The sequence below is a fragment of the Sphingobium sp. CFD-1 genome (assembly GCF_024611115.1).
Lineage (GTDB): Bacteria > Pseudomonadota > Alphaproteobacteria > Sphingomonadales > Sphingomonadaceae > Sphingobium > Sphingobium baderi_A.
This window is the reverse complement of the sequence record NZ_CP084403.1, coordinates 1-22,429: the sequence shown is the minus strand read 5'-3', so window position 1 is coordinate 22,429 and position 22,429 is coordinate 1. Positions and strand designations below refer to the sequence as shown.

Genomic DNA, 22,429 nt, shown 5'->3' with positions numbered 1-22,429 from the left:
GTGCCTTTTGAGAAAGCTTACACAGAATTGAAAGTACTTGTTGAAGGTTGTGATATGATTGTGGTCTTCAACAGTACAGAAGAATACGCTGTCTGCTGTTTAGCGTACTCACAAGAATCCCATCATGTAGTAGGGCTTGGTACTGTTATACAATCTATGATTAGTAACAGCCCACCCTTAACTAGACGATTACTCTCTGTAGTTAAGAGACTGGCTAAGTCAGTTCCTGAAAAGCAGAGTTGGATGTACCTAACCAAACGGGTGGGTAAATACGCTTACAAAGGACAGTACTATGAACTGAGGAATTAATGTGAGTAAAGCTTGGAAAAAGATTCGTAAGGTTTTGGCTAAAGGTGATCTTGGTGGCCAAGTCCTTAAAAGTATGGGCCTTCCTGATCCTGCAGGTGATGCACTGTACGGTAGTGATAAAGTGCTTACGCCGGCAGAACAGAACGCCAAATTGCAGAAAGAGCAAATGGACGCAGCTACTAAAGCTAGTGAGGATGCTATGCGCCAACAAGCAGAGTTTGATGCACAAGCACAACGCCTGGCTTCTAACCAAGCTGGTTTGACCGGCGCTAACGCTGCTAACGATACAACTAAGTTTGATATTGGTGGTATGGATTCACCTGACACTATCTTAGACGATATGCGGAAACGTCGCGGTAGATCCGCTACTAGTTCACAACTCGGGATTGTTTAATGAATGCACCAGTAAGTTATGAAGGTTTGTACCAAGAGTACGAAGATGATCGTAGCCTACTGAAACTAAAGACCTACGCACTGTGGACTATTCCCGGTGCGTTCCCCGATGTTAATAAAGATGTGCAGATGCAAGGTAACATGCCTATTGAACATGACTACCAAAGTATCGGTGCAATCCTTGTGAACTTCTTAGCTAGTAAGTTGGCAGGTCTTTTGTTTCCGGTTACACAGAGTTTCTTTAAGATTCAGCCCACTGACCAGCTGCTTACAATGGCTACTGAGGTGTGGGGTGTTGAACAAACAGAAGTACAGAACAATATTGTAAAACTGGAGAATGACGCATGTGCTGCACTCTTTGAGAATGCTAGCTATGCTCAACTTATCCAGATGTTGCGCTACCTTATCATTACAGGTAACGCTATGTTCAAACGTATCAATGGCAAGCTAACAGTTTATAGCCTACGTAATTTCGCACAACTGCGAGACAACGAAGGTACTGTACTAGATGTTATCTTACGTGAGGACTGGGCATACGGTTCACTTCCCATACATATCCGACTGCAAGTGCAGCGTCCGGGTATGAAAGATACAGATGCTATCAGTGTGTACACACGTATCAAACGTGAAGTCCGTAATGGTAATGTTATCTATGTTGTATCCCAACAAGTAGAAGGTGTAGATGTAGGGCTTCCTAGTGAATACCCTGAGAACCTATGCCCCTATCGCATTGTAGTTTGGAACCTTGTAAATGGTGATAGTAATGGTCGTGGCTTGGTTGAAGACCATGCAGGTGACTTTGCTAAACTGTCAGACCTTTCACGTGCTCTAGCTGTTTACGAAATCAACGCTTGTCGTGTAGTGAATCTGGTTAAGCCGGGTAGCACTGTCGATGTTGATAAGATGAATGACGCTTATTGTGGTGAATGGGTACAAGGTGATCCCGGTAACATTAATGCACACGAAGGCGGCGATGCAGGTAAGATTCAACAACTTGCAGCCAGTATTCAAACTATCTTCCAGCGCTTGAGTATGGCGTTTATGTATCAAGGGAATACCCGAGATGCAGAACGTGTAACTGCCGAAGAACTGCAGATGAATGCCCGAGAGGCGGAGTCTGCTCTAGGTGGTGTGTACTCGCAACTCAGTCAAGGTATACACCTTCCTCTAAGTTATCTATTGTGTAGTGAAGTAGATAGTACTTTCATTACAGGTATCATTGCTGGGGATGTAGAGTTAAAAGTTATCACAGGTCTACCGGCCTTAGGTCGAAGTACTGTAGTTACTCAACTGCTACAAGCCGTACAAGAGTTAAGTGTAATCATCCCGTCTTTGCAACAGCTAACAGCACGTGCAGATATTGAGAAGGTTATTGATTTGATCTTGCAAGCGAGAGGTATCAACCTAGAAGATATTATGCTTTCCCCTGAGGCTCTTAAAGCTAAACAGGATCAACAAGCGGCAGCACAAGCTCAACAAGAAGCTGCAATGGGCGGTAGTCTAACCGGCGTCGCTGAAACTGTTCAAGGAATTATTTAAATGAGTGATCCAATTGTCCCTGTAGTACCGACACCGGCACCAGTTGTAGAACCTACAGCACTGCCACCCGGCGTACCTAGTACAAGTGCGCCACCACGTTTACCTGACACACCTATTACACCGGCGGCAGTTATACCACCAGTGGATTCTGATTCGGAAGAGTTTGATATTGGTACAGGTAATACCGCATTAGATACGGCTATTACTGCCTTTGTTTCTGTAACAGGTGCTAAACCTGCAGACTTAGACCGTGCTGTGGCTAAGGCTATGGAGTATGGTAATCCTGATCTTATTGATCGTGCCTTTATTAAAGAGAAGTTTGGTAAGTTCGCTGACCAAGCTCTATCTCTAGCAGAGGCTGCTGTTAAAGAAGATGTACGTGTTCAACAAGAGAACATTACCAAAAACAAACAAACTGTTTACACTGCTGCTGGCGGTGAACAACAATGGAACCAAGCAGTAAGTGTTTTCAATACTTCTGCAACTCCTACAATTAAAGCAGCAGTGAAGGCTCTTATGGATCAAGGTAATATTGCTGGTGGCGCAGAACTTCTACTGAACTCAGTAAAAGACTCTGGTTTGCTGCCTAATGTAAATCCCACGCTGCAAGGCGGTGGTGCTGTATCTGGTGCGGCTGGTGCTCTTACAGCATCTCAGTTCCAAGCGGAACTAGCTACACTGCGTACCGAGGCCGGTAATCGGTCTTTTGAAACTGGCCCTGTGGCTACTAAATATAACTCTCTCATTGCTCGGCGCGCTGCTGGCAAGAAACTCGGCATTTAAGGATATTAAATAATGGCTGCACATGATTACGCTGGCAACACTACTCGCGCCCACTGGGGCGGTGCTAACTCCGATGTGGATATCCATCTTGAAGTTTACGATGGTGAACTCGATACTCGCTTTCAATACATGGCTATGTTCCGTGCTCTGAGCACTCAACGTAGTGTTGCTGATCGTTCTAACACTTACCGTATTGACCGTCTGAATACTTCGTCCGTCAAGGGCCGTACTTCGGGTGTTAAGCTCGATGCTACTAAAGTAACCAACGATAAACTGGTACTGACTGTTGATACTGTTCTGTACATCCGCAACCCGATCGACTACCAAGATGATTGGACTGCACCTGACTTCCTCCGTGAGATGGGTCAGAACAACGGTTCGGAGTTTGCAGAAGTCTTTGACCAAGCCCACCTGATCCAACTTATTAAAGGCCGTGATTGGGTTGCACCTGCGCACTTGAAGCCAGCCTTCAATGATGGTGCTGAGGTTGTATGTAACCTGATTCTGGCTGCTGATACTCAGGCTGAGAAAGAGGCTAACGCTGTTGCTCTGGCTGCTGCTCACAAGGCTGCAGTTGATACCCTGATTAAACGCAAAGTACCGCTGGCTGACATTATCACTCTGGTTTACACCGATGAGTACAGTGTTCTGCTGGAACATCCTAAGCTGCTGAATCTGGACTTCTCAGGTACTGAGGCTAACAACTACGCTGGTCGTCGTGTTACTCGTATGAACTCCCTGCCGGTTGTAGAATCGACTGAGTTCCCAATTGCAGTAGATACCGCACATCCACTCGGCCCGAACTTCAACGTAACTGCTGATGATGCTACCTGCCACATGGTTGTATTCTCCAAGTCGAAGACTCTGGTTACTGTAGAAGCTAAACCTTTCACTTCCCGTATTTGGGATGACGAGGGTGAGTTCTGCAACGTACTGGATTGCTACGCTATGTACACCGTGGGCCAACGTCGCCCTGACACTGCTGTAGTTATCAGCTGCGTTTACGCATAATACCAGAACCTACATTCTTAACGGAGTGTAGGTTTTTTTTTTGTATGGAGATTCAAATGGCTGTACTTAAAACAGTATCTGCTAAAGTTAACAAACCTGCTGTAGCTGCTGTACCGGCACCTATCGTAGAACCTGCTAAAGAACCTGTAGTAACTGCTGCAGCTCCGGTGACGCCAGTACTTCCAAGTACTCCACCAGCTCTAGTTACTCCCGCTGTTCCTGTAACATAAACTGGAGAATAAACATGGCTGTAGTCGCTACCGTTGGCGCTGCTGGTGAAGTTGCGTTGGTTGCTGTTCGTGCTGCTGCAAAGCAAGCCGGTGCATCTGGTGCTACTGTTCCTAGTCCGTAACATAACTAGGGAACTCCCTTAGTAGCTCAATTAAGGGAGTTTCTGTAATTGGAGACTCCCTTTGTGGATTTACTAACTGCTGTAAATAACATCCTACCTTGGATGGAAGAGAACACTGTTACAACTGTGGATACTAAACATCCTACTGTAGCTTTGATTCTGAACAAGATTGATTTGAACCGCGAGAAGATTCTATCTGAGGGTTATTGGTTTAACACTGAGAATAAGAAGTTCTTTCTTACACCTGCGGGTGAGGTGATGAAACCTACAAACCTTATTGCAATGTATCCAAAAGATAAGGCACTTAATTACGAGGTGCGTGGAGATAGGGTTTACGATTTAGGTAATAGTACTTATCAAATCGCTGCTCCTTTTGAAGCAAGCATCCGGGTAGATTTGACGTTTGAAGAACTACCTGAATCTGCAGCACGTACTGTAATGTGGCGGGCTGGTATAGATGCTTATGTTCCAGATTACGGGGTAGCTGCGGCAGTACAGGTTCTAATGCAGCGGGAAGCCGAGGCATTTGCATTACTACAACGTGAGCACCTTCGCAAAGTTAATTATAGTGCTATGCGAACCCCTCCCGGTATGAAGTACTTGAACTCTTTGAGGACTTAATATGATTGGTGATAGTGCGTACCCTTCTCTATTACAGGGCGTATCTCAACAAGTGTTACAGCACCGTAAAGAAGGGCAACTATCAGCACAGACTAATATGCTGTCAGATGTTGTCACAGGCTTACGGCGTAGACCGGGCGTATCTTTTAAAAGTGCGTACACCGAGGATACAGATAATAACTCTGTGCGTGGTTTGTACACAGAGTATGATGGTGTAGGTTATCACATCATCCTGAACTCTAAGTTAGGCAAGATCACTATACTTAACGCAGACTTTACTCTGCACAGCACACATACTAATCCGTACTTAATTGCTACAGATATTAGCAAGATTAGAACAACTACTGTTGGTGGGTATTCTTGGTTCTTAAATACAAGTGTTAAACCTACCCTCGGTACGTCCGGTGCTGATAAAACAAATCCTGACTTTGACGGTTTCTTTTACATCGTAAACGGGGCGTATAGTAAAACGTACACAATAACTATTACGAGCCCTAGCTTCACCAAATCGTACACCTATACTACCCCTAATGGTGCCGGTGCGGGGGATTTGGCCCTTAGTACATCTGAGGGTATTGCTACAGGTTTGGTTAGCCTTATGTTAGCGGATGCTACATTTACAGCTAAGTACGATATTTACCGAGAGCAAGGCTATGTATTCTTAACCCGTAAGAATAAAGATACTGCGGCAGGTACAACTTCCGTCACATCAGCGGCCGGTAAATTGTATATGATTGGCAGTGGTATTATGAACGTACCTCTACAACTAGACTTGCCAGCAAACTTACCAGTACAAGGTAATAACTGTGTATGCTCCGTAGGTCAAACTCCTAGATCGTACTCCTATTTTAAATGGGATGATGCTAAAGGCATTTGGCGCGAAGTAGGTAGCTTCACTAGCGCAGATACTCTTAACGGTATGCCACTACGTTTGAAGTTTGAAGCTGGTGTGGCTACATTAGAGGCACCTACTTTTGAAGGGCGGTTAGCTGGTGACGAGGAGAATAATCCTTACCCAGCATTTACCACTGTAGGTATTACAGGCATAGGTGCGTATCAAGGCAGGTTAGTACTATTAGCTGCAGGATACACTACACTTAGTGCTAGCAATAGACCTCTACGTTTCCTACGTAGCACTACTGTAGATTTGCGTTCTGATGATCCTATTGAGATTGGTGCCGGTGCATTGGCGAGTGCTAGCTTTGAATACGCTGTAGGTTTTAACAAAGACCTGCTTCTATTCAGTAACTTTCACCAAGCTGTAATTCCTGCAGGTAATACAGGTATCACGTCCGGTAATGCTATGGTTGTACTTAGCAGCACCAGTAGTATTGATACACTATCAGAACCTAAAGTTATTGGACGTACTGTGATGTACGGTACAGATATTAGTTCGGAGTTCTTTGGTGTAGGTGAGCTGGTTCCATCTCAGTACAGTGAAGCTCAGTACATTGCACAGAATCTTACAGAACATATCCCTAGGTACATACCGGGGCGTTGCCGTAATATCGTAAGTTCTAGTAGCTCTAATATGGGTTTGTTCTTGAGTGCGTCTGATTATAAAAGTGTACTAGTTAATGAGTACATCTGGAATGGTGATGAGCGGGTACAGAACAGTTTCCATAAATGGTTATTGAATCTGGATGTACTCAGTATGCACTTTGTACGTGGTGTTATTGTAGTCATTGTGAAAGACGGTGGTTCCTTTATAGTCGGTACTATTGACCCTAGGGCAGCTAGTTATCAACAGGCAGGCAGTATTCCTCCTTTCTTGGACTTCTATGCCACTGTTAACGTAGTGGCCAACAAGTTCACATTGCCAGTACATTTACGTAACATTAGCTTAGTACCAAGTATTCGATGTGCTCAGTTAACTGGTGCGCTTAGTGGCGAACCTATAGGTATCAAAAGTATCAATACTACAACTTGGGAAGTAGAAGTGTTCCGTTCTTTCCCTAGTGGTAACTTGGCCGTAGGTTGGATGTACAGTAGTAGCTTCACACCTTCCCCACCACTAGTGCGGGATAAAGATGGTAAGCCTATTATCAGTGCTAATGCTAACGTGTTAAAGTACTTGGCTAACGTCCGTAATACTGGCGAGTTCGATGTGTCTGTGGATATACTGTACTCTGACGATATTACTCTAGATACTTCTGGTTTAAAATGGAGTAGTACTGAGCTAGGCTTAGGTAATAAACAGGCTGTTGATTATGGTACGGTTATCATTCCGGTACGTGCTAAATCAGAGGAACATCTCTGTTCTTTCAGTATCGACAGTACCCGCGAAATGAATGTAATTAGTATTGAGTACACTATCCGTGGTGTATCTAAACGTAGACAAGTTTGAGGTATAACGTATGGCCTTTAGTGGCAGTGGTGCAGGTCAAGGGGCGGCGCAAGGCGCTCAGATGGGTATGTCGTTCGGCCCTTGGGGTGCGCTTATTGGTGCTGGGGTCGGGGCGATTGCTGGTGGTCTAGAAGGTGGTAAAGCTGAGAAAGCTGCTAAGAAACTACTAGACTACCAGAACAGTATTATAGAACGTAAACGTGAACTGCAGAAAGAGCGTAATAAACTCTTGATGCAGGAAACGGCTCGGGCTACTGCGGATATTATGAAAGAACGCTCTTATAGTATCCGCAATACTGGTGAAGCATTGAACTATATTGAACGTAGCTCTGGTATGCAGAAGGCAGATATTTCTGTTCAGAACGCAACAGCAGATGCTATTGGTGCAAGTGCTCAGATTCAATACAGTGCTGCAGATGCTCAAGCAGATATAGATACAGCTCAACAATGGTTAGAGCAAGAAGTTACTATGGACAATCTTAGTAGCTCACTTAGTAGTATGCTTAGACAAGCTCGCGGTATGGTGGATGTTACAGAATACGCAAGCCTTGTAAGTACTAAGAACCAATCTGCAGAAACCGCTAGTGCCTTACTAGGTCTAGCAGGTGCAGCAGGTTCTGCGTACAGTCAAGGTATGTTCCAGAACTTAGGCCGAGGTACTTCCGGCGGAACCTATGGCAGTACTAATGTACGTGTCAATGGACAACAGGGATTTAGAGCTGGCCGTGGGCCGGGGAGATAACTATGGCTCGTAGAGATGTGCGTCAACCGGGGCCACAGGCTCCGAATGCTTTACAAGGTGCAGGTGTAGGGTTTAGTACAGGTGCAAGCCGACTAGACCCTAATGTACCTGATATCGGTAGTTCAGATTTTAGTGTTATGAAAGATGTTATCCCTGCGCTAGCTCAGATTACTGAGGGTGTTATGGGTACAGCACGTGAGAATGCTTTTAAGCAAGGCCGTGCAGATCAAGCAGCAGATATGTTGGCTATAGGTAATACTGTAGACTCTGCTGCTGCATTGATTGACCAAGCATCTTGGCTTACTAGAGATTCGTATGCACAAGGTGTTAAGGTACAACAGTTCACAGAAGGGCAATTAGAAACGCAACAAGAGATTGCCAACCAAGCGCGTAAGAGTGCAGAAGCTGGTGAACCCATTGAAGTGTTTACTCAAAAGATTAAACCTACCTTAGCTAAACTAAATAGCCAGATTGTTAATCTAGGCTTAACTGGTAAAGCTAAGGATGCTGCGCACGATCAACTACTAGCTTATGTAGCAGTATCTCAGAAAGCATATCAATCACAACGGGAAGCCGTTGCTGAGGAACAGTACACTAAAGCAAGTAATCAAACTGCTAGTGCTGGCTTCGCTTTGTTGACTGCTACTACAGGTAGTGTAGATAGTGCCGAGGCTTTCCGAACTAACGTAAACGCACTGTTTACAGTAGAGGAAGGTTTCGATCCAGTTAAAGCACCAGAGAACGTAGGTAAGAAAACCAAGGCTGTTCTAGATGGTATCCTAGCGAATGTTAATCCTATTAGTGTGGCAGATCAAGAGCGTATAGCAGGTTATGCTGCGTACCTACGATCACAAGATAGTATCAATATTCCACAAGAGTACCGTGCTAAGATGCTAACATCTATCGGTGTTAAGCAAGAAGAGATTATGCAGACTAATGAACTTAGTTTGAGTAATGGCTTACGCGACTTGGAAACTACCTACAATAGCACTGGCTCAGTTGACCCTGATTCGTTGCAGTCTAGTGCTGCTAGTATTATGCGGCAGGTTCAATTAGGGCAGTTGAAGGTACAAGCAGGCAACACTGCGCTGGATCGTTTACATCGTCTAGGTTTGAAAGCTGATAAAGAGATGGGAGATAAAGCACTTATCAAAGGTGCCGATATTAATACCCGCCGAGCTTTCGGTATTAAGGATGTGGATCAAACTGCACAATGGCAGCAGGACTTCACTAAGCAAGCTGCATTTCAAGGTCTGCCTGAGAAGGCTGGTACTCTAGTAGTTAAAGCAGGGTTGCAGTTTAAGAACTATGATGCTGTTACTAAAGGCCACCAACAACTAGTCGGTAGCTATGCTAGTGCGCTTACACGTAATCCTACAGAGTTTGCGGCTAATCCCGATGGGTTAGCTCAACGTACTTTCTTGGAAGACAAGCAACTAGCAACTGATAACATTGTTAATAATGATCCTGTAAGTTCTTCATTCCAATACAAGGCGTGGCAATCCGCGCTAGGTGCTGACGGGGCTGCAGCTATGGATTCCGTTATGGCTGATCCACAAGTGCAAACTATTGAAGAAGCTATGCAGCGTTATCCTATGGCTTTAGATAAGATCAAAGAACAACGCAGTACCGGTGGTTTAGGTAATGTGAAGTTCAATGGTGCTTCCCTTGAGTCGGGTATGTTTGGTAAGATGTTCGGTCTTAAAAGTACATTAGGTGCTGAGTTAGGTAAGAACGCTGATCCTGAGTTGCTGGATATTAAAGCTAACCAATTGCAGATGTTGTATAATAGCAACAAGGCAGACTTGATTACTAAGTACAGTATCTCCGATGATAAGTCGGCTATGAAAGCTATGTTGGCAGAAGGATTGCTTACAGAGACTAAGTTCGGTACTGCCATGATGAGTAATCGTACTAAGCTTGTGTTAGGCTCAGGTAGTATTCCTAATCAAGACTCTATTGATCGAGTAGATACAGATATCCGTACTAGTATGGTGAATGAACTTGGCCCCGGTGTTGAAGCATCTCCTGAGAACATTCTTATCGAGTACCGCCCCTCTGGTGCGACTGTTAAGATTTATAGTAATAACACTTTTAAAGATGATACTTTGATTGCTCAGAAATCTATCCCTATGGTAGACCTGCAGCGTATGGATCGTCAGACTCAAGAAATTGAGACTAGGGTTAATAAACCTGTAGGTGTTATGACCACTTACAAACCGGGTGGTGCTGTGACTACTACACCGACTTATGAGGATGATGGTACATTCGGAAGCAACTCGTTTAAGATCAGTGCCCTACAACGTATTAGTGCAGACGAAGGTTACTTTACTGCGCCAGCACAAGTCGATCCAAACGATCCTAGGACTGTTTTGGTTGGGCATAGTGTACGGGTTGATTTGTACGAGAAGATGTTTGGTAAAGAGCAGAAAGATGCATTTGTTCTAGCTGCTCGCGATCCATCATCTGCAGCATACGGTAAGCTCTATAACGACTTCCTAACAGAACACTTTAAACAATTCCCCAGTGTACTTAAAACTTCCGGGTTGGAAGTGCAGGGGTTGTTTACAGATAGTTTCTCTGCCGAGGTTCTAGCTAGCACGTACTACCACGGTATTACATCTGCGCAAGTAATGGCGGAAGCTATGGGCGAGCTTAAAGCAGGTGGTGAACTTAAAGATGCGGTGCGTAAGGTGCAAGGTACTTCTGCTTATCAAGAAGCTGGTACACAGCGTCAACGTGAAATGATTCAGGCTCTCGAAGAGCTTTATTAAATTGGACAACGTACTAGGACTTTGTGAGCCTAGTACGTCTTTTAAGAGGTTACTATGCCGTCTATTGATTGGAATGCAGTACAGGCTACATCAGGTACTGTTCCTGATACCAGTGTTATTCGTGGCACTAAAGCCGCTGCACTGCCTACAGGAACCGGTAGTAACACAATGGCAGTTCCCGTAGTCAAGAGTTTACCAGAAGTAAAGCCTTTGAACTACGATCAACCGTCAGACGCTTTGACTTATACACCCGACTACACGGTGTTTCAAGGTCTAAGTGCAGGTGTTAAAGACACAGCGATTGGTGCGTTATGGTACGCATACGAAACGCCAGATTTTGATTACGATGGTACATTTGTACCTACAGAAGTGCTACGTAGTACGGAGCAACAACTAGGTAGGCAGTTCGATGACGATGCTAAATCTAAGCTCTTACGTACAGGTTCTAAAGACGAATACGATTACCAACTACAACGTATTATGGATAATGAAACCCAAATGGAAATTGCCGGTCAGGAACTGATAGGTTACATTGGCGGTAGCATTATTGACATAGACTTGTTAGCTGGTGGTGCGCTGGGTAAGATACCTGCTGTAGCTAGAGCTGCAAGAGCATCGCGTGCCAGTATTAAAGCTACAGGTGTAGGCGCTGCTTCTGCAGGTGCTTATGCAGCAGATGAATACACAGCACTTTCCCCAGCAGAGATTGCTTTTCAAATCTCAGTAGTAACTGCAGGTAGTTTACTCCTAGATTCGTTCTCAGGTGCTAAAGCTGTGCAGAAGGCTCCAGAACCTCAAGGACAACCGTAATGGCATTACTAGATATATTTAAAGGTGCTACACAAGGTACAGGGCGTGTAGGTAAAGCTGTTGATTACTTGAAGTCCAACATGAGCGTAACTGATGAGTTCCGTGCTATTGCTAAAGACGATGAACTTACAGACGCGCTGCTACCCAGTACTTACAAAGGTGTACATGATAGTGCAACCTCTTATGGTACAAGTGCTAAGCTAGCTGGTGAACAAGAGTTAGATGGTTTACATACAGTACTAGACCGCGTTAGTGGTATGACCGGTATTAACCGAGTTACTAACATTGTAGAAGGTACTGCACTGCGTAATATCCAACAAGAAAAAGCTGCTGCTTATCTCTATGACGCTTATCGTGCAGAGATGGATGGTCTACCTACGCCAGCACTACCTAATGATGCCGGCGTACAACAAGTAATTAAGGTATATCAGGAATCCAACTACGCACCTAACGTAGCTAAGCGTATGCAAGATTCTGGTATGGATAGCGCACAAGGTTTGAAGACTAGTAGTAGTTGGTTGCCGGTACAACATGATCCACATAAAGTGTTCCGCGTTATTGGTGGCGACGAGAATAAGTTCAAAGCCGTGGCTCGCGCTTACGGGGATCAGATTGCAGAACAATACCCTGCACTGTTGAAGTCTCTAACTAAAGCAGGTGATTCTGTAGATACAGTACTAGAACGTATAGGTTCACAATTTCTCAACAACATGAAGAGACGTATGCAGGATAGCTCGGGTGGTGTACTAGGTACAACTAAAGAACAACTTGCGGATATCTTGAAAGCTGCAGGTGCTGACGACGATGTAGTTAATACTACTCTGCGGAGCCTAGCACCTAGTATGGAAAAGGCCGGCGAATCTAAACACTTACGTGCTCGTATTGGTTGGGATATGAACCGCCCGTACAGTATGCCAGACGGTAGTACATTCCGTATCCTAGACGGCGTTAATACAAACCTTGAACAAGTACTTAAGACTTACAATAACACTATTAGTGCTCGGGTAGGTCTAGCTAAGAAAGGCTTTACTAATACAGGTCAGATTACAGAACGCTTTAACAAGATTCTGGATCAGTACCAAGGTGATCCTTTGCAGTACAGTAAAGCTAAAGACTTCTTAGCTAATACACAGAACTTGTTGTTAGGTCGCCCTGTTGGAGATATGGAGTCTGCGACACTTCAAGTAGCAAGCACTGCTGCACGCGCCTTGCATTTGAAGAACTCTGGTATCTACAACATGATTGACGTAGCTAACAGTATTCGTGAATTTGGCTTTACTGCTATTATGAAGAACTTTAGTAAGGGCTTCAAGTCGGTACTACTAAAGGAAGATATAACTCCGGCACAGGCACAGACTATTACTGATATCATTAAAGGTCGTTTGATTAATGAAGGTAAGATGCGAAGTGTGTACACTCACCTTGATAGTAGTTATCAGACAACTAATAGTTTGTTTCTTCAAGGTGTGAACACTGTGGGCCAGTCTGTTAAATTTCTAAACGGTTCTGAGTTTGTACGCCGTCAACATCTAGGTATGATTGCAGGTATCCAAGGAGAACTGTTAGAGGGTTTGCCAAAAGGTAATGCTAAATCGGTAGAGTATCTTAAAGGTATTGGTATGAGTGACGTGCGCATTGCTGAACTCAAGGCCGCTATTGATAAGGATGGTTTGTACGATAGTCTCTGGCCAACCGACTTGGCTGATGAGGTAGCTGCTCGTTTAACTAGCAGTATTGATACCTTAGCACTGCAAGTACGTAAAGGAGAGACACCTTCTTTCTTAGCTTATAGCTCTGTTGGACGGGTGTTGTTCCCGTACTTTACATTTGTAGCGGCATCCCACAACAAGATTTTACGTAAAGAATATGAGCGTAACGGTGCCTCTGGTATTGCTATGCACATGCTCACAGCGGCACCTCTAGCGTACATTGCTGCAAGTATGGTTAACCTTACCTCAGGTAAAGACCCTTTCGAGGATATCAATACCAAAGCTATGAGTATCCTACCTACACTCGGTTACTTTAGTATGCCAGTGAACTTCGGTATGCGTGGAGAGTTCGGCGGTACGCCTGCACCATTTGCCATTATCAACAGTATCCCTAAGCTCGTAGAGAGTGCTGCAACAGGTAATCTTGAAGGTATGGTGAAGAACAGCCCTGTGCTCGCTGTGGCTCTCCCTGTGCGGCTTGTCATGGGTGTACTAGGCGGTGATGGTAATGCGTTTGAGAAAGTGGCTAAGTTATCCCCAGCAGGTGCTTTAGTGCGTCAAGCTGGTGAAGAATAGTGTCCTATGTAAATAGAACTTAACCGCCCTCTACGGAGGGCAACTTGATGGAGTTACTAATGTCTTTTAGTATTCAGCGTGAAACCTCAGATGGTACTCTAAGTACTTTAGACTTAACCATCGAGTATATCGACCGAACTGATGTTCGTGCGTATGTAAACGATATTGAAATAGATTTAACTGGTGGTAGTACTCCTTATACATGGGAGTGGATCACAGATTCACAAATTAAGATTACACCTAACGTACCTAATGGTTTGGTAGCAATGCTTAAACGTAGTACTCCTATGGATGCTATGTACCATATCTATGATGCAGGTGCAATCTTTAAAGATGAAACTATAGACGAGAATTTTAAACAAGTACTGTTTCTTAGTCAGGAAGCTAAAGAAGGCTCTGGCGTATCCGATATCTACAGTAATGTAAATATGCACGGGTACGTTATTGGGAACCACGGCGCTGCTGTACTAGATGGTGACTTGGTTACATTCGGTCAATACCGTAATGATTCCCTCGGCTCTGGTTTTAACCGTGTCGCGGCAGAAGCTGCCCGAGATGTGGCTGTAGCTGCTAAAGATACTGCGGTAGCTTATGCAACTGCGGCAGGTAACTCTGCTGGCGCTGCTAGTACATCTGCAACCAATGCGGCTAACTCGGCATCTGCTTCTGATGCAGCACGTGTACTGGCTCAAGATGCTGCTACTACTGCTGTTGCAGCTTATGATTCTTTTGATGATCGTTACCTTGGCCCTAAGAACAGCAATCCTACCTTAGATAATGATGGTAACACATTGTTAGAAGGTGCGTTGTACTGGAGCATAGTAGCTAAGGAGATGCGAGTTTATACGGGTACTGCATGGGCTGTAGCGTACCTTCCTGCTGACGGATACCTTGAGAAAAGTCAGAACTTGGCTGATCTTATAGATGCTGCTGCTGCTAGAAGTAATATTGGTTTAGGTAACGTATCTAATACATCCGATGCAGACAAACCAATTAGTACTGCGCAAGCTGCAGGGTTAGTTGCTAAGACTAGCGCTACAGGTGCAGCAGTTATTCCAGTAGGTACAGAAGCTCAACGTCCCGGCTCTCCTACCAATGGGCAGTTCCGTTATAACTCGGATACTAACCAATTTGAAGGTTATCAAAATGGTGTTTGGGGTCAAGTAGGTGGGGGTTCTCCACTGTTCTCTGTAATGTGGTGGCCTCAACGATCTGCTATCCCTGCTGGGTTTGTTGCAGCAGATGGTCAAACCTTAAACCGCCTTACCTACCCTGACGCATGGGCTGGCATTTTGGCTGGTAATGTACCAACTGTTGCAGATGCCACGTGGAATAGTACGCCGACCGAGCGAGGTAAATTTACAGTAGGTAATGGTACTAGTACCTTCCGCCTTCCAGACTACAACGGTAAGTTCTCTGGCTCGCTCGGTGCGCTGTTCCTGCGTGGTGACGGTACGTTATCAGCTACCATTGCCGGAGCTATTCAGCAGGATGCGATGCAGAACATTACCGGTACTATTAGCCCCAGCTCAGGCTCTGGTCTAGGCTCTAGCGTCGAAAATAGTACCGGTGCGTTCGGTCGCGGCGCAGCCAAGGGCCTATTCCCTACCTTCGGGAACTCCAACGGTTTTGACATCAACTTCGATGCTTCTCGCGTAGCCCGTACTGCTACAGAGACTCGCCCACTTAACGTAACAGGTTGCTGGGTAATTAAGCTGTTCGGTGCTGTTGTGAATGTTGGTTCTGCTGATGCTGCTCAGTTGGCAAGTGATTACGCTAACTTGGTAGCTGCACTTAACCAATTAGATTTCACAATCATCTACCCGAATGGCGGTAGTGTCGGTAGCCCAGCCAGCGTCACGATTAATAGCCGATATGTGGAGGCTAACCCGTTTCCGGGGTACCATGTTATCGTAGACGTGCAGGTCTTCGACGTGACGCAAGGCGTATGGGGTAATCCATCTTGGAATGGATTTAATGGAAACAGTCCTACTGGTAGCCGAGGAATATTTTGCACCCAAGTTGCGGACAACATCGTACTATTAACTGGTGGTGTTTATGTGCTGGGGCTTGCCCAAGACGGGAATCCATTTACACCTATCAACGTGAGGACTAGCGCCCCTTGCAGGGTGCGTGTTTGGAAAGTAAAGGGAGCTGCAGCATGACCGTATACGCAGAAGTAGGTAGCAGCCTACAACAGATCGGCGGCGACTGCCCGGATGGTTGGGTAGTAATGAAAGCTGAGCGTCCATCATCTGAGCATACGGCGGGTATGGATGGTACTTGGATTCTATCGAAACCTATTGTAGACTTGAAGCTTATAGGTGTAGAGTTTGAAGGTGTAATGTGTTCTGCTACCAAGGAAGATATGTGGGGTTTATCCTCTGTAGTTCCTTGGATTGAAAGTGGTAACAGTACTGCGTTTGAGTTTGATAATGGTAGTGTACTTGTACTAACTCCAGAGAACTATCGAGCGTTCTACGAAGTATGGGCTAGCTTCCGTGCTAGCTTCTTTAATAAAGTTGAATAAGAGGATTTAAATATGGCTGGTATTGTTTCTGCAACCCCTGCACAAGTACAAACTGCACGCGATAAAGTGTATGCGTTGGCTAAGGTACTGCAGGATATCTCACAAGGCCCACTGCCTGTAAACACTGCATTGAATGCTGCACAGATCACTTCGGTAGACGCTATCGTTGATGCTGCTGTAGCTGCTATTGCACCACTGAATACCTAATATGGACTATTGCACCCTTTGGTTTGAAGGGTTCTGGTCTAGTTGTTGCCAAGCGCATGACCTAGCTTACGAAGTAGGCGTGCCTCGGGCAATTGCAGATGCTGACCTTGCAACGTGTGTTGCGCATATTGCTACTACACCTAGTGCTGGTATCGTTGCTGCTGGTGCTGCTGGGTTGATGTACTTAGGTACTCGGGTATTTGGATGGAAGTTCTACAAACCTAAGAAAGATAAGGAATAGTTATGGCGGCTAAACAGTCGGCGTTGGGCCTGCTCCACGAAGCCCTAGCAGAGATGTTTTTAGAGGATATCCGAATCTGTAAAGAAGAAGGTATTCCTATGAGTTCGTCTGATAAAGGTGTGATTGTTAAATTCCTAAAGGATAACAACATTACTGCTGATATTGACAACGAACACATGCAGTCTCTTAAAGATGAGTTTCAGGATGAGTTGGCACAACGACGTGCTGCACGTGCTGCTGAGCTACTTAAAGAAACTGCAGAAGATGCAGACGGCCTTGCTGGCGTACTGTAGATTGTAAGTTCCACTATGCTTCCTCATGTTAGGGAGCATACTAGAATTTATACAAAGGAGGGTCTTATGGCCTTGAGTTCTAAGACACTCTCCCGCTTGCAATTGATTGCGGCGCGTACTAGAGAGTGGGATGAAAAGGCCAGTGCTATCCCTAAAGATTTGCGGGAAGAACTAGCCATGATGGTTTCGAGTACATTCCAAGACTTCGCAGAATTTGCGGAAGTGGGTATGCGTGTTCTAGGTTTTAGTACTACAGATATGCAGCTTGACATTGCACGGTACATGGCAGATAAAAGCTATGGTCGTAAGAAGATGGTTCAAGCTCAACGTGGCGAAGCTAAGAGTACGTTGGCTGCATTGTACGCTGTATGGTGTTTGATTCAAGATCAAAGCACTCGGGTACTCATTGTATCTGGCGGTGAGAAACAAGCATCTGATGTTGCTATTCTGATTATCCGTATTATTGAGAACTGGCATCTTCTGTGCTGGTTACGACCTGATAGCTCAAGAGGGGATAGAACATCCTTCGAGAACTATGATGTACATTGCGATTTGAAACCTCTAGATAAGTCTGCAAGTGTATCTTGCGTAGGTATCACTGCTAACCTTCAAGGTAAACGTGCTGATATTCTTATTCCCGATGATATCGAGACAAGTAAGAACAGTTTAACTCAAACCATGCGGGATCAGTTGCTGATGTTGTCTAAAGACTTCGCAGCGATTAACACACACGGTGAGACTCTGTATCTTGGTACACCTCAGACTAAGGATAGTATTTATAAGACCCTACCATCACGTGGCTTTCATGTGCGTGTATGGCCGGGGCGCTACCCTAATGCTGACGAGCTTGCTAGATACCCTGTTGGGGCTTTGGCTCCTTCGATCCTAGAGGCGCTTGAGGCTGATCCGAGCTTGGGTACTGGGTACGGCATTGACGGCACCAGAGGCGCACCGGCTGACCTTGGGCGCTATGATGAGGATGCGCTGTTAGAGAAAGAGCTTGACTTTGGCCCTGAGGGCTTTAGTCTGCAGTTCATGCTCGACACTACCCTCTCAGACGCGCTACGGACGCGTATACGCCTCAGTGACTTTATCGTGGGCGACTACACAGCCGAGGGTGCGCCTGAGCAGCTATGGTGGGCAGCGGAGCCACGGTGCGCTATTAAAGAGCTACCTGCGAACGTATCCGAGTACAGCTTGTACCGGGCTGCTAGTAGCTCACCAGAGTACATGCCGTATCAACATAAAGTTGGTATTATCGACCCTGCTGGTTCAGGTGGTGACGAAGTAGCATTTGCTGTTCTAGGTGCTACTAACTCTTATATTCACTTGATGACTGTAGGTGGTTTACGTGGTGGTATGACTGAACAGAACATGGATACGCTTATGCAAATCTTTGAAGAGTTCGGTGTTAAAGATATTAAGATCGAAGCTAACATGGGCCACGGTGTTGTATCGGCACTTATGATCGGTCATTGTGAGAAGCGCGGTCTGTTAGGCTACGGCTTTGAAGACTACTATGCTAAAGGTCAGAAAGAGAAACGTATTATTGATACTATCTCTCCGTTGACTCGTAGGCATAAACTAGTAGTACATACTCGCGCTATTGAAGATGATTTGAAGTACTGCAACGAACATCCTAGAGATAAGCGCACAGTAACATCTGCGTTCTATCAGCTAGCAAACATCACTTATGATAGAGGTTGCTTGGCGCACGACGACCGGGCGGATTGTATTCAAGCTGGTGTTATGTTCCTTACAGGTCTGCTCAGTGTAGATGATGCTAAGGAAGCAGGGAAGCGTAGAGAAACTGCGGGTAAGGAATTTATTCAAAATCCTATGGAGTACCGTACACCGAAGTCTCGTAACATGAACTCACGTGAACGTATGCAGAATACGTTTAGAAGAAGGTAATAATGTCAGGAAAGGATAAGTTAAATGGCTGCACGCACAACTGCTGTACAACAAGTTGAGGCGCATGTAATGGCTCTAGAAGAACGAGTGAAGGTTGTTGAAGATAAAGTGCAGCATGTGGAAGCAGGTCTTGTAAATGAGATTACACGTGCTACTAATATCGACGAGGAACTGCGCGATCTACTGGTAACATTGCGCGATAAGAAGAACCCAATTACAGAGTTCGTTGCTGAGAATTGGAAGTTCATAGCTGTTTGGATCACCATTACTATCGGCGGTGACGTGGAGCAGTTAATTAAGATATTTAAGACTCTAGCTATGTGAGGTTAGGTACTATTCAAACTGGTTAAGGAGATGTATGTACAAGAGTAAGTACTTCAAGCCCGAAGAGTTCAGTTGCCATTGCGGCTGTGGACTCTCTGAGGTTTCAGATGTACTACTAGAAGAGTTGGATTCTGTACGGGAACACTTCGGTGTTCCTATCAGTATCACGTCTGGTAGACGTTGTGATGCGCATAACCGCGCAGTTGGTGGGGCACCGAAGTCTCAGCACAAAGATGGTACAGCTGCAGACATTAAGGTGAAGGGTGTGCCGCCTACTGTTGTTTATAAGTACTTGAACAATCGGTACGCTAAGAAATACGGTGTAGGTTTGTACAGTACGTTTGTGCATTTTGATGTTAGACCCCAAAAGGCTAGGTGGTAAATGGAAGGTCAAGTACAAATCCCGGAACTACAGTACGGGCCATATAGTTCAAGACTAAGAGAATGGAGTGCCGCTTATCCTGCGGTACTTACGGTAGAAAGAGACTCAGATACTGGGTTCCGTTATATTGTGATTGATGATGTTCTAGGATCCGGTACAGAAAGTTCTTTGTGTAACCTCCTAGGTGTATCTGTTGCAACTGTACTAGACTACCTAGATGTTACTGTAGTTCAAGATCACGTACCTCCGGGTGATAAACTAATCAACAGGTTGTACTTCAAGGTAACAGTAGATTCTGTAGAGCTGTACGTAGTTCCTTGGCAGTACCTGTACCGAACTGTAGAAGACCTAGGATTGTATCCGGGTTAAGATGTAGTATCTGAGTGAGTTCCATGTGCTCCTTCGTGGAATTGCGTGTTCTACTCACTTAGATATTATATTATATTTACGCGAGGGTGTCTCTCCACTCTATTACGCCGATCTTCCCCCGTCGACCTTTACGCGACGCGTCACGCCTGTATCCCATACAAGTCTTGATTCAGACTTCTATCCATAGCAGTTCTGGATTCCTACCGGAGTACTCAGGTGCGCTGCTGGTGTCCTGGTGTGCGCTCGAGGTGGCTTGCCTCCTTGCTCCTTACTGCTATCTGTTTACCTAGGTACTCTGACCATTACTCTTAGCGTTGCTTGGTTTCGGTGTTTGTATCCGTGCTCAAGATTCATCCTCAGTTCCCTCGTATAAATTCTTTATACATAAGACACTAGCTCAGACGATTACACTGGATGAATAAACAGCTTTACATGGTTGGTTTAGTCTGTAGAATGCGCCACATGGTCAGGCAACTGGCTAGGTTCAACGGGTAGGACTTGAGGCTAACGCGACATACTGCTAGAGCCTTCGGAAGTACTCTACGTTAAGTAGCTAGGTTCTAAGACCGTCAGGCATACCAAGTGAACAAAACAAGTTGACAACCAAGTAAGAAGCTGTAGAATGCGAACCATCAGGATCACAAGCGCCTAGCGTAGTAACCTGATAAAGTGACCGCCAGACTTTAACACGGCGGCCAGTGCTAGACTGAGAACATCTAGTCAAGTGGGATATGGGCCTACAGCTAGGGGTGCGGCGATGCACCACGCTAGCAGAACAAATAGCTTGACAAGTAACACGAACACTGTAGAATGCGCTCCATGCTTCGCCACTCTTTAACAATTTGTCGATACTGCTGTAGTGTATCCACTGAGGAAGCACTACCATGAGAAAGGCACAAGCGCACGTAATAGCATACCACGATCATATCGGTATGCTGTGGATGACTGGCCAGATTAGCCAATCGGAATGTGAGCGGCTAACAGGTCGTAAGATACTCCGCCGATTAGCGTAAGCCGTGCGGCACCTTGCAATAGGTGCTACACTACAGCAGTATTGACAACCGAGTAAAAGAGTGTAGAATGCGAGTCACTGAAACGGGAAAGCCCAAGGGTGCTACAAGGCTAAGGCCAGCGTAGATAAGTACCGGCAGTACAAGCAAGAACTCCAGCTACACCAGCTGTGATACTACAGCGACCACTCTTTAACAATTTGGGAAGTGATAAGCAGGCTTGATGGTACAGCGCCAGTAGTGCTGATACCGTGACGCTAGTTAACCAACACTAGCTATGCCAACAGCCAAGGTGCGCCTGCTTAGATCGTATACCGCTGATACTGCGGTACTGATGAGGCACAGAATGCCGAAACGATCATAGGTATGACCACATGAAACTTATCTCTGCAAAGCAATTGAACAAAGCTCTTAAAGCTATTAAAACAGCTCAGGCTGATGTGACTCTTTCACTGGCGTACTACGGCCTGATTAATGGTAACGTCGATGCACTGCATGGCGAAGCTCAGGATGTTACTGCATCGCTGCATAAAGACTACAAGTCTCTGGTGCCAGCTAGCTTCAATAAGAAAGATAAGCAGTGGTCGTACAATAAAGCGAAGGCTGTTGAACTGGCAGCACGCTTTGGCCTAGAGTTCCAAAAGACTACCTTTGAAGAGTTCTGCGATAAGGTCTGCCAAGTGCAAGACAAGGTACAGAAGGTACTGACTGACGTTGAACAACGTGAGCAAGCTATTAAGCGTGTAGAAAGCTCGCTGAATGCCGCTATCCAGAAAGGCGTAGATATTGACGCATTAATTATGCTGCTGCGTAGTAAGAAGCCAAGCACTGCTGATGGTGTACAGATTCCGGTAGTTCAATAATGGAAGCTCTAGTGCTTGTAGGTTGCGCTATCACAGCATTGCCGCTCAAGGCGGCAGTGTATCCTCTGATCTGTAGCTTATTCGGTGTACGATAATGAAAGCACGTACTGTACAGCAGTTGTTCGATGCGGTTATCGACGGTGGGTTCTACTCCGAGGGGTGGGGCCTCCATGAGGAACCATTCCCACCAAGCGATTACATGTGCTTGGCTGTAAGCTCAGCGAATAGAGCTAAGTGTATTACCGATGCAGAGGCCGAGAAGCTGAGCCGTGCTATTGAGCGGTATATGTGTAGCTTGTGCCTTGGTGCAGGTACTCTGCGTACAGCACT

18 protein-coding genes are annotated in these 22,429 nt (G+C 45.5%); all 18 read left to right on the top strand.

What is annotated here, in order from left to right:
• The first annotated feature begins 310 nt into the window (after nucleotides 1-310).
• The 18 genes from LDB26_RS21235 to LDB26_RS21150 all read left to right on the top strand — a co-directional run bounded on the left by LDB26_RS21235 (nucleotide 311) and on the right by LDB26_RS21150 (nucleotide 22,099).
• Complete coding sequence (locus LDB26_RS21235; protein WP_257542578.1) at nucleotides 311-703, top strand: hypothetical protein; 393 nt, start codon at nucleotides 311-313, stop codon at nucleotides 701-703.
• Nucleotides 703-2,241: a portal protein gene (locus LDB26_RS21230; RefSeq protein WP_257542576.1), complete on the top strand. Its 1,539-nt coding sequence runs from the start codon at nucleotides 703-705 to the stop codon at nucleotides 2,239-2,241. Before LDB26_RS21235 ends, LDB26_RS21230 begins: the two co-directional genes overlap by 1 nt.
• Complete coding sequence (locus LDB26_RS21225; RefSeq protein ID WP_257542574.1) at nucleotides 2,242-3,024, top strand: hypothetical protein; 783 nt, start codon at nucleotides 2,242-2,244, stop codon at nucleotides 3,022-3,024.
• 12 nt (nucleotides 3,025-3,036) lie between these two features.
• Nucleotides 3,037-4,035, top strand: coding sequence for a hypothetical protein (locus LDB26_RS21220; protein WP_257542572.1), 999 nt, complete (start codon nucleotides 3,037-3,039; stop codon nucleotides 4,033-4,035).
• A 415-nt stretch (nucleotides 4,036-4,450) separates the two neighbouring features.
• Nucleotides 4,451-5,008, top strand: a complete 558-nt coding sequence (locus LDB26_RS21215) for a hypothetical protein (protein WP_257542570.1) — start codon at nucleotides 4,451-4,453, stop codon at nucleotides 5,006-5,008.
• Between the two features lies 1 nt (nucleotide 5,009).
• Nucleotides 5,010-7,355 (top strand): hypothetical protein, encoded by a 2,346-nt coding sequence (locus LDB26_RS21210; RefSeq protein ID WP_257542567.1) that lies wholly within the window; start codon nucleotides 5,010-5,012, stop codon nucleotides 7,353-7,355.
• A 61-nt stretch (nucleotides 7,356-7,416) separates the two neighbouring features.
• Nucleotides 7,417-8,097 carry a hypothetical protein gene (locus LDB26_RS21205; RefSeq protein ID WP_257542565.1) on the top strand — a complete coding sequence of 227 codons (681 nt, stop codon included), beginning with the start codon at nucleotides 7,417-7,419 and terminating at the stop codon, nucleotides 8,095-8,097.
• 2 nt (nucleotides 8,098-8,099) lie between these two features.
• Complete coding sequence (locus LDB26_RS21200; RefSeq protein ID WP_257542563.1) at nucleotides 8,100-10,871, top strand: hypothetical protein; 2,772 nt, start codon at nucleotides 8,100-8,102, stop codon at nucleotides 10,869-10,871.
• Between the two features lie 54 nt (nucleotides 10,872-10,925).
• Complete coding sequence (locus LDB26_RS21195) at nucleotides 10,926-11,681, top strand: hypothetical protein (RefSeq protein ID WP_257542561.1); 756 nt, start codon at nucleotides 10,926-10,928, stop codon at nucleotides 11,679-11,681.
• On the top strand, nucleotides 11,681-13,966 hold the full coding sequence (locus tag LDB26_RS21190) for a hypothetical protein (RefSeq protein ID WP_257542559.1): 2,286 nt from the start codon (nucleotides 11,681-11,683) through the stop codon (nucleotides 13,964-13,966). The genes LDB26_RS21195 and LDB26_RS21190 overlap by 1 nt, the downstream gene beginning before the upstream one ends.
• A gap of 47 nt (nucleotides 13,967-14,013) precedes the next feature.
• The gene (locus LDB26_RS21185; protein WP_257542557.1) at nucleotides 14,014-16,131 is read left to right on the top strand and encodes a phage tail protein; all 2,118 of its coding nucleotides are present in this window, start codon (nucleotides 14,014-14,016) and stop codon (nucleotides 16,129-16,131) included.
• Nucleotides 16,128-16,496 carry a hypothetical protein gene (locus LDB26_RS21180; protein WP_257542554.1) on the top strand — a complete coding sequence of 123 codons (369 nt, stop codon included), beginning with the start codon at nucleotides 16,128-16,130 and terminating at the stop codon, nucleotides 16,494-16,496. The genes LDB26_RS21185 and LDB26_RS21180 overlap by 4 nt, the downstream gene beginning before the upstream one ends.
• Before the next feature lie 12 nt (nucleotides 16,497-16,508).
• Nucleotides 16,509-16,703: a hypothetical protein gene (locus LDB26_RS21175; protein WP_257542552.1), complete on the top strand. Its 195-nt coding sequence runs from the start codon at nucleotides 16,509-16,511 to the stop codon at nucleotides 16,701-16,703.
• A gap of 243 nt (nucleotides 16,704-16,946) precedes the next feature.
• Nucleotides 16,947-17,237, top strand: a complete 291-nt coding sequence (locus LDB26_RS21170; protein ID WP_257542550.1) for a hypothetical protein — start codon at nucleotides 16,947-16,949, stop codon at nucleotides 17,235-17,237.
• A 66-nt stretch (nucleotides 17,238-17,303) separates the two neighbouring features.
• Nucleotides 17,304-19,151: a phage terminase large subunit gene (gene terL / locus LDB26_RS21165; protein WP_257542547.1), complete on the top strand. Its 1,848-nt coding sequence runs from the start codon at nucleotides 17,304-17,306 to the stop codon at nucleotides 19,149-19,151.
• A 24-nt stretch (nucleotides 19,152-19,175) separates the two neighbouring features.
• Nucleotides 19,176-19,475, top strand: a complete 300-nt coding sequence (locus tag LDB26_RS21160; protein ID WP_257542545.1) for a hypothetical protein — start codon at nucleotides 19,176-19,178, stop codon at nucleotides 19,473-19,475.
• A gap of 34 nt (nucleotides 19,476-19,509) precedes the next feature.
• A complete protein-coding gene (locus LDB26_RS21155) occupies nucleotides 19,510-19,857 on the top strand; it encodes a D-Ala-D-Ala carboxypeptidase family metallohydrolase (RefSeq protein WP_257542543.1) in 348 nt (115 codons plus the stop codon).
• A 1,753-nt stretch (nucleotides 19,858-21,610) separates the two neighbouring features.
• On the top strand, nucleotides 21,611-22,099 hold the full coding sequence (locus LDB26_RS21150) for a hypothetical protein (RefSeq protein WP_257542541.1): 489 nt from the start codon (nucleotides 21,611-21,613) through the stop codon (nucleotides 22,097-22,099).
• Nucleotides 22,100-22,429 lie beyond the last annotated feature (330 nt).